This window comes from Paenibacillus sp. RU5M (genome assembly GCF_900221055.1).
Taxonomy (GTDB): domain Bacteria; phylum Bacillota; class Bacilli; order Paenibacillales; family Paenibacillaceae; genus Paenibacillus; species Paenibacillus marchantiae.
On record NZ_OBQM01000002.1, the window covers coordinates 354,460 to 368,458 of the forward strand.

General features: G+C 48.3%; 14 protein-coding genes. 6 read left to right on the forward strand and 8 right to left on the reverse strand.

What is annotated here, in order from left to right; translation table 11 throughout:
* Position 1: 1 nt before the first annotated feature.
* From CRO25_RS07270 to mnhG, 5 genes are read left to right on the forward strand one after another with little or no spacing between them, the layout of a single operon-like run.
* Positions 2 to 340 carry a Na(+)/H(+) antiporter subunit C gene (locus tag CRO25_RS07270; RefSeq protein ID WP_024631879.1) on the forward strand — a complete coding sequence of 113 codons (339 nt, stop codon included), beginning with the start codon at positions 2 to 4 and terminating at the stop codon, positions 338 to 340.
* On the forward strand, positions 333 to 1,811 hold the full coding sequence (locus CRO25_RS07275) for a Na+/H+ antiporter subunit D (protein WP_063563410.1): 1,479 nt from the start codon (positions 333 to 335) through the stop codon (positions 1,809 to 1,811). Before CRO25_RS07270 ends, CRO25_RS07275 begins: the two co-directional genes overlap by 8 nt.
* A 6-nt stretch (positions 1,812 to 1,817) precedes the next feature.
* Entirely contained in the window at positions 1,818 to 2,294 is a 477-nt protein-coding gene (locus tag CRO25_RS07280; protein WP_072732570.1) for a Na+/H+ antiporter subunit E, read from the forward strand.
* A complete protein-coding gene (locus tag CRO25_RS07285; protein WP_053782045.1) occupies positions 2,294 to 2,578 on the forward strand; it encodes a Na(+)/H(+) antiporter subunit F1 in 285 nt (94 codons plus the stop codon). The genes CRO25_RS07280 and CRO25_RS07285 overlap by 1 nt, the downstream gene beginning before the upstream one ends.
* Positions 2,562 to 2,954, forward strand: a complete 393-nt coding sequence (gene mnhG / locus CRO25_RS07290) for a monovalent cation/H(+) antiporter subunit G (protein WP_062324636.1) — start codon at positions 2,562 to 2,564, stop codon at positions 2,952 to 2,954. Before CRO25_RS07285 ends, mnhG begins: the two co-directional genes overlap by 17 nt.
* Before the next feature lie 138 nt (positions 2,955 to 3,092).
* Here the strand turns inward: mnhG and CRO25_RS07295 are convergent, their stop codons facing one another.
* The 6 genes from CRO25_RS07295 to CRO25_RS07320 all read right to left on the reverse strand — a co-directional run bounded on the left by CRO25_RS07295 (position 3,093) and on the right by CRO25_RS07320 (position 10,974).
* Positions 3,093 to 4,265: a rhamnogalacturonan acetylesterase gene (locus CRO25_RS07295; RefSeq protein WP_064638851.1), complete on the reverse strand. Its 1,173-nt coding sequence runs from the start codon at positions 4,263 to 4,265 to the stop codon at positions 3,093 to 3,095.
* Between the two features lie 40 nt (positions 4,266 to 4,305).
* Positions 4,306 to 5,325, reverse strand: coding sequence for an alpha/beta hydrolase family protein (locus CRO25_RS07300; protein WP_079694484.1), 1,020 nt, complete (start codon positions 5,323 to 5,325; stop codon positions 4,306 to 4,308).
* Positions 5,326 to 5,536: 211 nt separating this feature from the next.
* The gene (locus CRO25_RS07305; RefSeq protein WP_079694485.1) at positions 5,537 to 7,798 is read right to left on the reverse strand and encodes an MMPL family transporter; all 2,262 of its coding nucleotides are present in this window, start codon (positions 7,796 to 7,798) and stop codon (positions 5,537 to 5,539) included.
* 41 nt (positions 7,799 to 7,839) lie between these two features.
* Positions 7,840 to 8,994, reverse strand: coding sequence for a type III polyketide synthase (locus CRO25_RS07310; protein WP_063563404.1), 1,155 nt, complete (start codon positions 8,992 to 8,994; stop codon positions 7,840 to 7,842).
* A 212-nt stretch (positions 8,995 to 9,206) separates the two neighbouring features.
* Positions 9,207 to 9,827 carry a flavin reductase family protein gene (locus CRO25_RS07315; RefSeq protein ID WP_064640913.1) on the reverse strand — a complete coding sequence of 207 codons (621 nt, stop codon included), beginning with the start codon at positions 9,825 to 9,827 and terminating at the stop codon, positions 9,207 to 9,209.
* Between the two features lie 151 nt (positions 9,828 to 9,978).
* On the reverse strand, positions 9,979 to 10,974 hold the full coding sequence (locus CRO25_RS07320; protein WP_256863597.1) for an iron-hydroxamate ABC transporter substrate-binding protein: 996 nt from the start codon (positions 10,972 to 10,974) through the stop codon (positions 9,979 to 9,981).
* A gap of 258 nt (positions 10,975 to 11,232) precedes the next feature.
* On the opposite strand from CRO25_RS07320, the gene CRO25_RS07325 reads away from it, so the two are divergent.
* Complete coding sequence (locus tag CRO25_RS07325; protein ID WP_063563402.1) at positions 11,233 to 11,826, forward strand: hypothetical protein; 594 nt, start codon at positions 11,233 to 11,235, stop codon at positions 11,824 to 11,826.
* Between the two features lie 131 nt (positions 11,827 to 11,957).
* On the opposite strand, the gene CRO25_RS07330 is transcribed toward CRO25_RS07325, so the two are convergent.
* Positions 11,958 to 13,193 (reverse strand): multidrug effflux MFS transporter, encoded by a 1,236-nt coding sequence (locus tag CRO25_RS07330; protein ID WP_079694486.1) that lies wholly within the window; start codon positions 13,191 to 13,193, stop codon positions 11,958 to 11,960.
* A 41-nt stretch (positions 13,194 to 13,234) separates the two neighbouring features.
* Positions 13,235 to 13,981, reverse strand: a complete 747-nt coding sequence (locus CRO25_RS07335; protein WP_063563616.1) for a GTP pyrophosphokinase family protein — start codon at positions 13,979 to 13,981, stop codon at positions 13,235 to 13,237.
* Positions 13,982 to 13,999 lie beyond the last annotated feature (18 nt).

Genomic DNA, 13,999 nt, shown 5'->3' on the forward strand with positions numbered 1-13,999 from the left:
TATGGAAATATTGATGTGTGTGGCCGTTGGCATTTTGTTTGCAGTCGCCGTCTTTTTAATCTTATCGCGGAGCCTGCTCCGGATCGTGCTTGGCATGTCCATACTCACTCACGGGGTGCATCTGCTGCTGATTACGATGTCCCGTCTCAAAACTGGAGCACCACCGCTGCTTGGGGAGCAGGCTGAACGCTACGTTGATCCACTTCCCCAGGCGCTGATATTGACATCCATTGTTATTAATTTCGGACTTACCGCCTTTTTCTTTGTACTTTCCTATCGTTCCTATCTGAAGCTGAAAACAGACGATATGGAAGAAGTAAGGGGGCGTCCTTATGAATAATCTCGTTGTTCTGCCCATTCTACTGCCACTGATTACAGGGGTTATAGCCCTTCTATTCTTCCGGCGGGTAAACATCCAGCGGGTTGTGAGTGTTATTGGCCTTTTGCTGACCGCAGCCGCTTCAACTGTCCTGATTACCCAAGTGACACAGTCCGGCATACAGACGCTCAATATGGGAGGCTGGGAACCACCCTACGGTATTGTACTTGTTGCAGATATGGTATCGGCCTTGCTTGTCGTGGCCGCTTCGATTATTGCACTGGCGTGTCTGCTCTATGCCTTCCGCAGTGTGAATAAGGAACGGGAAGAACATCATTTTTACCCGTTCTTTCATTTCCTGATTGCAGGCGTGAACGGTTCCTTTCTTACCGGAGACCTGTTTAACCTGTTTGTCTGCTTTGAACTGATGCTCATCTCTTCTTATGCACTAATCGTATTGGGAGGTACGGAAAGACAACTACGAGAAACGATCAAGTATGTCTTGATTAACATTGTCTCTTCTGCACTATTTGTTGCCTCTATCGGCTTTCTCTACTCTATTACAGGCACATTAAACATGGCCGACTTGTCCAATCGGATCGCCGAAGTTGGACAGAGTGGAGTCATCACCCTGATCGCTGTCCTGTTCCTGATCGTATTCAGTATCAAGGCTGGACTGTTCCTGTTCTTCTGGTTATCCGGCTCTTACGCAGCCCCTCCGGCAGTGGTCACCGCCCTATTCGCCGGTTTGCTGACCAAAGTTGGCCTGTACGCCATTGTGCGAACATTCACACTGATTTTCTATCATGATCCGGATTTCTTCCATGCCCTTATCGGCTGGATGGCTGGAGCGACCATGGTACTCGGAGTAATCGGGGCGATTTCCTATCGTGACGTCAATAAAATACTGATCTACAACGTGATCGCAGGGGTGGGATTTGTAGCCTTCGGGATGGCTGCTGCCAGCCGTCCTGCACTGGAAGGTCTGCTCTTCTACATGCTGCATGATATGCTCATCAAAACACTGCTATTCCTGCTCGGAGGCGCTCTGATCGCGGTCGCAGGCACCTCCAAACTCGACAATATGGGCGGGCTGATCCACCGCTACCCACTGCTTGGCTGGATGTTCTTCATCAGTGCACTTGCGCTGGCAGGTATTCCTCCGTTCAGTGGATTTCCTGGGAAATTGTTGCTGTTCGAAGGCGGGTTGCAGGCAGGTCTGTACGGACTGACAGGCATTGCCGTCCTTTCCAGCCTGCTGATGTTGTATTCGGTTCTTCGCATCTTCATCCAGGCGTTCTGGGGTGAACCGCCGGCAGGCGCAGTGAGAAGACCTTACGCCGTGAACGGCCTGCTCATCCCTGCCGGAATTCTGTTTGTGTTCATCATCGCGATGGGTGTGGGGGCTGAGGGTATGTTCCAACTGACCTCCCGCGCAGGCGACATTCTGCTGCATCCCAATGTTTATATTGATGCAGTGTTGAAGGAGTAGATGCGTATGGCCTTTCAGATTGTACTGAATCTGATCATTGCCTTTGTATGGATGTTTCTGAATAATGAGTGGAATGGGGTTGGCTTTCTCACGGGTTATCTGCTGGGTCTGCTATTGATTGGGAGCATGCGGCGATTCTTTCCACAACGCTTCTATATCGTTCGTGTCTGGGCAATCATCAAGCTGATTGCCTTGCTGTTCAAGGAACTGGTACGGGCCAGTATTGAAGTTATTCGCCAGATTGTAAAGCCGAAGCTTGATATTCGGCCCGGCATATTTACCTATCAGACCCAGCTGTCCTCCGACTGGGAAGTTACACTCCTGTGCCTACTCATCTCACTGACGCCAGGTTCCCTTCCACTTGAAATTTCGGGGAATCAACGCAAATTATTTATTCATGCATTGGATATCAAAGACGAACAGAAAATGAGTGATGATATCAAAAACACGTTTGAAAAAGCCATTATGGAGGTGACACGATAATGTTATCCTCACTGTTGTTCATTTCCTTGCTTATTCTCTCCCTGGCGATCCTGGGTTGTCTGTACCGGGTACTGCGAGGACCCTCGATGGCCGACCGGATTACGGCACTGGATACGATCGGTATTAACGTCATTGCCATCGTTGCAGTTCTATCCATGATGCTTCATACCCAAGCTTATCTGGATATCATTCTGTTGATTGGCATTCTCGCTTTTCTAAGCACAGTTGCATTTGCACGATACATTGAACGGGGGGCGGTATTCAAAAATGAAGGAGATCGTTGATGGAACCGCCGGAATTGTCATTGGGCTCATTGTCTTGCTGGGAGCATTACTGAGCGCATTTAGTGCATTCGGACTGATCCGACTGCCAGATGTCTATTTACGGGCACATGCCGCCACCAAAAGTACTACACTCGGTGTACTTTGTGTACTGAGCGGAACGTTTCTCTTCTTCTGGTATTTCGATAACTATATCAGTGCTCGGGTATTGCTTGGCATTGTGTTTGTATTTATCACAGCACCGGTAGCCGGACATCTGAACGGACGGGCTGCCTATCGCACAGACGTACCCCTATGGGAACAAAGTGTACAGGATGAACTTGAGCCACTTTTAAAAGGTAAAAAGGTCAACCACGAGGCCAAGGATATGATGGAATAGTCACTTGGTTAACAAGCAAATACCCCCGGGACATGCCTCACATTACGTGGCCGTCCCGGGGGTATTTTTGGCTATACGATTCAGCTTAGTCCAATCTATGTTCGTGGAGTAGCGGGACGAAGCTATATTTTAACCGGATCAAAATCCATTCAGTCCCTGTCTTCTCAGATCAGCAGCAACGATTCGTGCAAGCTGAGCAGCACCATCACGATTCGGATGCAGCGTGTCTCCTGTCATATACAAGGCCAGTGTTGCAGCCGGTCCAATGGAAGTGAAATAAGCCGAACTGAGTTTGTTCAGTTCTACAAGCGTCACGCCCTCTTCCTGAGCCAGTGCACGTGTAGATGCATTGTACCAGCGATTCTCCGCAGTATGCACATTGGCTGAATTGAAATCAGTTGCCCGACCCTGAGGCGTCGATAGAATGACGGTGGCTCCTTTATTTTTGGCCTGACGGACCATGTCACGCATGATCTCCTTGAACTCTGCTTCGGTTGTATTGTTCTTGGCGTTGGTATCATTAATCCCTAATTGCAAAATAAAGTAGTCTCCTGGCTTAATATACTTCAAAATCGCTTCCATCTGTCCATCATCGCGGAAACCTCTTGCAAATTGACCACTAGAGGCCATATTGCGAACCTGAAATGTACTGGTATTCACGTAGGAAGGAAAAAGCTGTCCCCAGCCACCCTGTACACTGCTGCTGAGTGGATAGTAATTGCAGACCGTCGAATCGCCACCAATATAGATCGTACGGTTCGTCACCGTCTGATTCGATATTTTCCGGATTTCAAGTGCGCTGAGTGTAAATGCCGTGCCTTCCTTCCCTTCTGTTACCAGTAGATTTAACTGTCCATCCGTCACCGGAATTTGAAATTGATCGGTCGCCCCATTCCCCGTCATATTAATGATCTGGTATACGCCTTCTGCCGCCACACTCGATCTTGCAGTATTACCCAGGACCACTTTGACCTCATAGAGACCATTGGACAGATCCACATTAAACGTATTCGTACTCTTCGTGCCAAAGGTGACAAACTGAACGGCATCACTTGCAACGCCCGTTCCAGATGCAGATACATTACGCATATTAGCAGGTGTATTGAATCCATAACCTTTTGCTGAATTGTAGGCCTCCGTTGCTGATACACCAGTGTAACCATTCTCAACTGCACCAGCACCAAAATCAAATTTGTACTCATTCGCCGCAGCTTGGGCGACCTGTCCGCCATTAGCTGCCAGAGCACCTCCAATCAGACTAGTAAACAGGGTAAGACAGAGCAAATACCGCACGGATTTTGACCATTTCATAACTAAACTCTCCTCTCAAGGGTTCATTTGTATGATTGCCTTACAGAACGTTATCAAGCCAGTCATAAGCTTTCGCTCCGCTGATCTCATGGCCTCCTGTAAAAAAGTCTGCATCGAGCCATTTCTGTGCTCCCGCCTGTTCATAGATCTCTGTCAAACGTGCATAGGCTTCTTTTGCTGTTGGCAGCGGAAATACCTGATCTTCACTTCCAGCTTCAATAAATAGCGGCCTGGGTGCGATCAGACCTATGATATCCGGCAGCTCTGCTTCCCGCAGAATTCCTGGAATATAATTGTCGAGGCAATGATTTCTGTCCAATATGCTGCCCTGGAAAGTACTAGCGTAACCGCTCACCACAGCCGCACGGCACCGTTCATCCAATGCAGCAGTGAATGCTGTCACGAGTCCACCACCCGAGATGCCCATGCTGCCGATCCGCACTGGATCAGCTTCAGGACGGGTAGTTACGTAATCCAGCACACGCATCGTTTCATAGATTCGGTGCCCGGCCAGGGTCTGCCCAGTCATGAGCAGATGGGCGGCAATTTTGGTACAGGAGCTAGCGCCGGGTGGTGCATCCCGATCCTCCTCCAGCCTTCGGTCACCAAATCCAAGCAATTCTGGAGCGGCAACCACATATCCACGCTGTACAAGGGCGACGGCGAAGTCTTTATGCAAGCCAGACTCTCCTCTACGGGGTGAACCGTCGGGTTCCATGCCGGAGATCTCCCGGCTACCATACCCGTGTCCATGGCAGGCTATAATGGCTGGGCGTGATTCTTTGGTAGCGCTTACCAAATTCGGTATCAGCATATAGATAGGCATGCGCAACCCCGCGTAGGTCGTAATCTCAACCCGCTCACGAATGTAGCCATCACATGAGGTGCGTTCGAGCAATACGGGATTCAGCTCCGCCACCACGGATGGGAAGCCGCCCAGCCGATCTATAATCCGTGCTCGCAACTGGCTGCGCCATTGCTCAAGAGATTGACCCCTCTGGTACGCAGAGCGTCCACGCGGGCGTGTTTGTTTTTGCAGATAAGATTCAATATCCGACATTACCGTTCATCCCTCCTGTGGATTCAAATGATAGACGTATGTAAGAAAATATATGTTGGACTTGTCCAGTCTATTATAAATCACGGTACAGTCGGTGAATTGAACATTATTGCCTGTTTTGGGCTGAATTCACACTATTTTGATGAAAAAAAAGGATATCCTCGCATACCTGATCTTCAGGCTCCGAGAACATCCTTCTTAATCCGGCCTTTTATTCCCTGTGCCCTGGTAGCCACCAGTTCCATCTGCCCATCAGTTTCATAAGTGCAGGTACCAGCACCAGGCGGATAATGGTTACATCAATGAACACCGCCGCTGTAATTCCGATTCCCAGCTGTTTGACACCCGCCACGTCAGCAAACGCAAAAGGCACAGTCACTGCCAGTAGAATTGCCGCCGCCGATGTAATCAGACGTCCGGTTGAAGCCAGTCCTTGCTGTACGGCCAGATCACTATCCCCTGTTCGTCTGTATATCTCCTGGATGCGGGTCAGCATAAATACGCCATAGTCCATCGAAATACCAAAGACAAGCCCAGCAATGAACACGGGAATCATAATGGCAATGGCAGATGGCTCCATGCCAAAATGGCCCTGATTAAAGACCAGTACGAGCACGCCGAATGAAGCAGCCAAGCTGAGCAGATTCATCAGAATGGCTTTAATTGGAATGAGCAGTGACCGGAATGCTGCGAGTAATACGAGATAATTCGATACCACAACAAACACCAGCACTTTGGGCAGTTGACCTGAAACTTCATGCATGATTTCATGTTGCATGACTGCTTCTCCCCCATAACGCAGAGGTATGAAGGGAATGGAGTTAGCGCTGTCCTTTGCCCTCATCTGTTCGAGCCAGGATGCAGCCTCATCGGAACCCGGTGCTCCGTGAATGGTAGCCACAATACGAATAGAGTAGTTGGACACATATGAACGCAGCCATGCAGGCGGCTGAGATGTGGTTTCTTTCAGTGCCTCACGCAAAGATGATGATAAAATGTTCATTTGAGATTGAATATGAGATTGAGATTGGCCTGAGAGCTTGTCCGGCAGCATGATCCCCCATGCGGACTCAACAGCCACCACATTCGAATCCTGCTGAAGCTCTTGCATTTTACTCAACGCCATTCGCCAATGAAATGTGGTCAACGGCTCTCCCGTTCCACCAATTACAATCTCTACAGCAGAGACATTCTTTTGTCCAAAAATGCTCTGGATCTGCTCAGTCGCTTGGCGAGACTCCATTCTGTCAGGCAAGGAAGAAGCATCCGGAATGGCGATCTCTAACCGGGCAACCGGTAGAACAAAGAGAAGCAGCGCACCCGTTCCAAGCAAGGCCATCCGAACCGGCCGTTTCATAATCATGCCTGACCAGAATGACCAGATCGAACGTGAAGGCAATGATTGTTGATGCTGGCCCTGCTTTGAAGAGATGGAATGCCCGGAATGTTGTCTAAAGATTCGCGCAGAATAGAGGGATAGAATGGCTGGCAGCAGTGTTATATTCAGCAGGACCGATATGACGAGCACGACAATGGCTCCCAGGGATACACTCAGAAACATCGGCAGTCTAATCCAGAGCAGACCGAGCAGCCCTAACAGCACACAAGCAGCAGAAAAGAATACGGCTCTGCCTGCTGTTCGCAGCATTCTCTGGAGAACTTCCTCGGCCCTCGTACCTGTTTCTTCGCTATTCTGACCTCGCTGGAGTTCCTCCCGGTATCTGCTGAGAATTATCAGAGCAAAGTCTATGCTGAGCGCCATTCCCACCATTGGAATAACGTTGATCACAAAGTTGGAGAGCGCCAGATGGTAACCCATCAGGGATGTAACTCCCATTGCCGTTATGACGCCGGACACTCCCATAATGACTGCAATTAGCGCTGCATAAAGACCTCTGAATGCAAAACACAAAATGACGAAGGCAAGCGGCAATCCCACAATCTCTGCCCGTTCCAAATCGCGAAAACTGAGACGATTTACATCCTGCTGTACAACGGATTTCCCTGTTATTTGGATCGTTCCCGTACCGTCTGTTGTAAGCACGGAACGCAGCTGTTCAAGCGGCGGACCCATCTTGTGAGGCGGTACATTAAACGCCAGCAAAGCATAGGCCACATCCCCCCGCAGCATCCGGCTTCCACGTGATTCAAGCGGAGAGATTATGGACGTTACACTTGACAGTGTACTCACCTGTTGCAGACGATCTTTAATCCAGCCCCGGAATTCGACGGGGGTAGTGCCTGTCTTTTTTTCAAATAGAAGAATAACCGGATCAGCAGGAACATGGAACTCTTTCTCCAGAATAAGCTCTACAGCATGAGCATCTCCCTGGTTCAAGTTCAATCCATGATCCTGAACAATGCCAGGCAATTTCCATGCCCAGATGGCTGACATCCCGATGACAAACACCCAGCAGAGAATGATGAACCGCGGATATCGGCTAATGAGGACAGCAAGGCTGCGATAACCCATACCCAAGCTCCTCTGCTATCAGATTGGTAATTCCGATTCTTTTAAATTGCGCCTTGATTCACTGTTTCTCTTTCTTCAACGGATGCAGGAACATAAGTAAAAGGAAGCAATTCGGCTGTCAATCCCGGTCCAAATGCAAGTGCTATTCCGCTGGAAGCTTCTTCATTTTTACGATAATCATCGCGGATGGCTTGTAAAACAAACAAAATCGTCACAGAGGATAGATTTCCATAATCCCGTAAAATGTTTCGGCTGTAAGCGACCTGTTCATCTGACAGCTGGTACAGCTTCTGCACCGCATCCACAATACCTCTGCCTCCGGGGTGGATCGCCCAGATTTCTGGTAGATCGCTGCCGTTCAGTAATCGTTCAACCTCTGGACCAAGATGTAAACCCAGCAGCTTCGGAATCTGTGGCGAGAGATACAGATCGAAGCCGGTATTGCCCACTTCCCAGATCATCTCTTCAGAACAGTCTGGCAGCAACACGGAATGCCCGCTACCCAATCTGAACAGTTCTTTGCGTCCTGTTCCGGACAGGCCCACAACACAGGCAGATGCGCCATCACCGAAGAAGGAGGCTGCGAACAGGTCATCCCGCTTAGCGGAAGGCTGAAAATGAAGGGTGCACAGCTCCACACATACGATAAGAACTGTAGCGTCTTTCTCACTCGTCACAATTGAATTTGCTAACTGTACAGCTTTCAGACCAGCGGCGCATCCCTGGAACACAAGCGGAATCCGGTTAATACGCGGCGATAGTTCAAGCTGCTGAATCAGCCGAACATCGAGACCGGGCAGGAATTGCCCTGTGCAACTGACGGTAATGAGATGTGTAATCTCTGAAGTCGAAACGATGGCATCCTCGAGTGCCTGACGCGCTGCCTGGATTCCAAGCGGAACGGCTGCTTCCTTATATTTGGCCATACGTTCGGCAGTGGTCGGAACGTTCTCCGCCTGGGTAAAGGGCAGATAACGGCAAGACTCTACTGGCTCCAGCAGGTTCGGCTCACATGAATAACGCGTCTCGACACCACACTGGTTGAATATTCGCTTGGCCCATCGTCTGGAATCCGGTTCATGCTCCAGCGCTTGTGCGAGCCGAGCAGACACATCCTTTTGCTCAATGCGGTGAACAGGCAATGCCGTTCCAATTCCTATGATACTTGCGGCTACGGTTCCATCAAGTTGGTTCATCGGCTCCAACCTCCTTATATATAAATGGGTTCTTGTCACATGTGCAGGATATAGTACAAGTCTATTCAGGGCTTGCCCCCTTTATGTTCACGAAACAAGCAAAGGCGGACAACATATGCGAATTCCGCACATGTTGTCCGCCTTATTAAACGACGATTATTATTATCTTATCCGGACCCATTCTTCAATAGATCGTTCAGCCTGCTCCACTGCTACTCCGGCCTTACCACCGTAAATCTCTCGCCAAGTTTGGCATAGTCATTTCCAGCCAGTCTGCTAATCGGTTTCAGCTGATCCATCAATATATATTTGGTGGCAGGATCATACACGTTCTCACTGAAATGGTATTGTACAATGCGAACCAGAAGCAAATCACTCACAGGTTTTCCCTCATCGTTCGATATCAGTATATGCTGATACAACTTACACTCCATCCGAATGAGTGCTTCCTGTATTGCTGGTACGGAGACCACCGTACTTGGTACAGTCGTTAGATTTGTCCGTTCCAGCTCACTTTCGTGGGGCTCCAGCATGGCAGCAGTCTCGTTCATGTCAAGAGCGATCGATTCATCACAGATATGTACTACCAGTTCTTGCAAGGAAAGCACATTGCGAGCCGTATCTTTCATAACGCCATCCTTGCGACCGATGGATATGGATAATATCGGCGGGTCAGAGCTGACTATATTAAAAAAACTAAAGGGCGCTGCATTAATGACGCTGCCATCATGAGAAAGTGTTGTCACAAATGCGATTGGGCGCGGTACTACCGAACCACTCATCAGTTTATAGTTATCTCTCCCCGACAATTCTCGCGGATCCAAAGTATGCATCATTAGCTATCCCCTTCCGTAATTGTAAAACGATACTCACGAGCTTCACTTCATTAGTTATTATATATCGTAAAATGTTGAAATCACAAAAAACTCCCTGGTGCTCATCGCACCAAGGAGTATACACATTCGGATTCGTATTTGATATCTATTATCTTACAATACTGTTCTGAATGTCTTCCATAATTTGAAGGTTCGCTTGAACTCCACTATACAACCAGCTGCTCGAACGGGTAAATTCGAATAAGTTACCATTTTTCACTGCCGGGATGCTTTGCCATACCGGATCTTTCAGTGCTTCTGAACCAGTACCTTCATCACTATTCACAAAGAACAAGTAGTCTACATCCATTTCCGCCAATTTTTCCAGCGAGATGGAAGACCAGTTACCTGTCGCATTAGCAGAGATTTCTTTCACAACTTCAGGCTCAGCAAGACCCAGTTCCTTGTACATCACTTCACCACTGGATACATTGTCACTTACGATGAAGAATTTGCCGCTAACCAACCAAATGGCCGCTGCCGATTTCGTTCCACCTGTAACGGTATTGATTTTCTCCTTGATTTCTGTGGCTTTCACTTCGTAATCATCCAGCGCTTTTTGTGCTTCATCGCCTTTATTCAGAATTTCGCCGATTTTCAGCAGCGCTTTGCGCCAGTCGCTGTTGACCTCGTCGCCAAGTACATAAGTAGGCGCGATCTTGCTGTATTGTGCGTATTTCTCGCCTTCAACCACACTTTCGGAACCGATGATAATCAGATCCGGGTTGAAGCTTGTTACCGCTTCGAAAGGAAGATCGAAGGCAATCGTTGGAATGCCGTCCAGATCTTTTTGCAGATACTCCTGGATTCCGTTGGCTACGGACCATTGGGCAACTGGCTTAACGCCAAGTGTAACCAGATTATCTTCCAGATACGAAGCGATGATACGCTCCGGATTTGCAGGGATTTTCACTTCGTGACCCATTGCATCTGTCAATGTACGTTCTGTCGGAGCTTCTGTCTGTGTCTCTGTCTCCGTTGCTGTATTGTTCTCTCCTGCTGCTGTACCGTTGTCTGCTGGCTTCGATCCGCATGCTGCCAGCCAGATGGACATGACCATTACAGTGATCAGAAGCATGATCATTTTTTTATTTTTCTTAAACAAGTGACTATCCCCTTTCAATATGAACACCTCAATGGAATGAGTTGTATGACAGACTTAGACGTTTATACATTATTCATGCATATAATACTGGTATGTACTTTTGTCCAATTCCATTGACAATGATAATTGTTATCAACGAAGTTGTCAATGCAGCTTTTGCCTTTTAAGATCGAAAGCCCTTCATTCGAACAATTCACATTTAGGCGGATGCCGCCATAAGCTAATTCAAGAATACGATGACAGGAAGGATGTTCGTACATGGATTACGTTTATAACACCTATTCAGGATATGATGAGGATCGTTCGTTTCAATTGCCCCCACTATTCCCAGGAGGCGCTCCAGGAGGTCAGCCTGTGCCAGGTTTTCCGGGATCACCAGGTTCCTATCCCCCATTCATTCCCGGCGGAGGTAGTGGCGGTCAACCTCCTTACTTTCCTGGAGGAGTACCCGGTACGGCACCGGGTGTGCCCGCTCAGCTATCACAAGGCAATCTGCCTACCCTTCTAAGCGCTTATCCACGCCCAGTAGGTCAGCCCCCGGCTGAGATGGTTTTTCTGTATAACCTGATCAAAAGCAGCCCTGGTCTTCTACCACTATTTATCCAGCAACAACCACAGAATCTGACCCAGGCTGTGCAATTTGCTCAATCAGGAGTAGCAACACCTCGTGATCCTGAGCAACGTGTACTGCAAAATTTCTGTTATAACCGCTGGTCTCTCGTATTCACATACAATGACGTTTACTTAATGTGGCCATCCACCAATCTGTTCGGTTTTGTCATTGGTTACTTCTATCCGTTCCTGACTCCAGGTATCCTGCTCAATACACAAATTTTGTTTGCTCTCTGCTAGATCACGTTCACACATAGAACAAGCGCCCCAGTTGGAGGACAGAACCTTCCGATTGGAGCGCTTTTTTATGGCTACATTATTTCTTATTATCAGCAAGCATTTATCTAATCACAGCAACAATGCAATACATTTCACGCCAGGCGTTTTTCACCCTGACGTTTACCGTTCTTGCCTACCATAACAACGTAAATCAGCAAAGCACCAAGATCCGCACAAGCGATTACAATGCCCATTGGCACAGCTGTGCCTTCTCCTCCAAGACCTACAAGCGGAGCGACAATACCACCAAATAGGAACGTCATAACCCCAATAAGTGCTGATGCACTGCCTGCTGATTTCTCTTGATTAGCCATCGCCAGTGAGAAGGAAGCCGTATTAACCAGCCCCACACTGGATACCACGAGAAATAACGGGATCAGGACCGAAATCAGATTACCTCCTGCTAGAATGGCGATGAGCAGCGATGTTCCTCCCAGAGCAGCAGTTATCAGTCCTGCGATTAACAGACGAGTTTCAGATACTTTACCCGCAAGTCTTCCGGCAATCTGACTTGCCAATATGATGCCCAGACCGTTAATGGCGAAACAGATACTGAACATTTGCGGGGAAATGCCATATATTTTCTGAAGCACGAACGGCGAACCCGATATGTAGGCAAACATACCAGCAGATACAAACCCTTGGGTTAAAGCATATCCCATGAACAGGCGATCCCCTGCAATTTTGCGGAATGTAATCAGCGTCTGCTTCAGTCCTCCGCTAGATCGTCGTTCTACAGGCAGTGTCTCCCCTAGACCAACCACGACAGCAACTAAAGTCAAAACCCCGATGATACTCAGCAAAATAAATACACCGCGCCACGACGTATACGCAAGCAATTGCCCGCCGATAATTGGTGCAGCAATCGGTGCGACCCCATTAATCAGCATTAAGAGGGAGAAGAAACGTGTTAGCTCCGGCCCGGAATACACATCCCTCACCACTGCACGCGAGATGACAATTCCCGCAGCTCCCGCTGCACCCTGAATGAAACGCAGCACAACAAAAGAGCCCATCGTTGGGCTGACCAGACAGAGTATGGAGGCGATCGTATAGAGAATAAGACCTGCAATCAGCGGCGCACGACGACCACGTACATCACTTAGAGGTCCAGCCAGCAGCTGCCCTGCGGCCAGTCCGACCATACATGCCGTTAGACTGAGCTGGGCATACGAAGTGGATGACTGGAATTCATCGGCCAGTGTAGGCAGTGCTGGCAAATACATATCCAGGGACAGCGGCCCAAAGGCCGACAGTGTCCCCAGAATCAATGCCATACGTACACGGGATATAGAATTGGTGCTTAATGAAGCTGGTGTACTTTTCATATGAATAACATATTCCTTTCCCTGCGGTAGTTCACGTTTCCTTATTGTTCCCCGTTTCCTAACAGCTTGAGCAGGTTGGAAGGTAGTGTGAACTGTTGATTGTTAATGATAATCCGGCGTAGTTCTTCTTCATCCCGCTCATTCTCGGCGTCCTTGATCTCCTGAATCTCCCGGTGCAGTCTCTCCATTTGTTGATCCAGTGCGTTGGCAGAGTCTGCTGCACTTTTCAGTTCTTTCGTTAAACGCTCGGGAACATCCTTATTGTATTTATAAAAGATTTTATGCTCCAGGCTCGCCCAGAAATCCATCGCAATCGTACGAATCTGGATTTCCACACATGCCCGCTCCTGTCCATTAGACATGTAAACAGGCACCTCAACCAGTAGATGAAGGCTCTGGTAACCGTTTGGCTTCGGATTCTGGATATAATCTTTCACTTCCAGCACACGCAGGTCACTTTGATTGCACAGCATATCCTTAATCCGGTAGATATCGGAGATAAAGGAGCAGGTAATTCGCACACCCGCGATATCCTTAATATTTTCCTTGATGCTTTCAAAGGTTAACTCGTGATTTTTGCGGAACATCTTGTTCATAATGCTCTCAGGTGACTTTAATCTGGATTTCGTATGTTCGATCGGGCTGTAATCATGCAGGGACTGAAATTCTTCCTTCAGCACCTCGATTTTGGTCTCCATTTGATCCAAAGCAAATTTATAAATCATCATAAATCTCGTAATTTCATATTTAAATTTCTTGAATTGATCAATCGGATGTGGAGCGTTCATCATGGTTTTCTTCCTTTC

Coding starts and splice junctions, on each gene's coding strand:
- CRO25_RS07270 (WP_024631879.1), top strand. CDS start 2: ATGGAAATATTGATGTGTGTGGCCGTTGGCATTTTGTTTGCAGTCGCC.
- CRO25_RS07275 (WP_063563410.1), top strand. CDS start 333: ATGAATAATCTCGTTGTTCTGCCCATTCTACTGCCACTGATTACAGGG.
- CRO25_RS07280 (WP_072732570.1), top strand. CDS start 1,818: ATGGCCTTTCAGATTGTACTGAATCTGATCATTGCCTTTGTATGGATG.
- CRO25_RS07285 (WP_053782045.1), top strand. CDS start 2,294: ATGTTATCCTCACTGTTGTTCATTTCCTTGCTTATTCTCTCCCTGGCG.
- mnhG (WP_062324636.1), top strand. CDS start 2,562: ATGAAGGAGATCGTTGATGGAACCGCCGGAATTGTCATTGGGCTCATT.
- CRO25_RS07295 (WP_064638851.1), bottom strand. CDS start 4,265: ATGAAATGGTCAAAATCCGTGCGGTATTTGCTCTGTCTTACCCTGTTT.
- CRO25_RS07300 (WP_079694484.1), bottom strand. CDS start 5,325: ATGTCGGATATTGAATCTTATCTGCAAAAACAAACACGCCCGCGTGGA.
- CRO25_RS07305 (WP_079694485.1), bottom strand. CDS start 7,798: ATGGGTTATCGCAGCCTTGCTGTCCTCATTAGCCGATATCCGCGGTTC.
- CRO25_RS07310 (WP_063563404.1), bottom strand. CDS start 8,994: ATGAACCAACTTGATGGAACCGTAGCCGCAAGTATCATAGGAATTGGA.
- CRO25_RS07315 (WP_064640913.1), bottom strand. CDS start 9,827: ATGCATACTTTGGATCCGCGAGAATTGTCGGGGAGAGATAACTATAAA.
- CRO25_RS07325 (WP_063563402.1), top strand. CDS start 11,233: ATGGATTACGTTTATAACACCTATTCAGGATATGATGAGGATCGTTCG.
- CRO25_RS07330 (WP_079694486.1), bottom strand. CDS start 13,193: ATGAAAAGTACACCAGCTTCATTAAGCACCAATTCTATATCCCGTGTA.
- CRO25_RS07335 (WP_063563616.1), bottom strand. CDS start 13,981: ATGAACGCTCCACATCCGATTGATCAATTCAAGAAATTTAAATATGAA.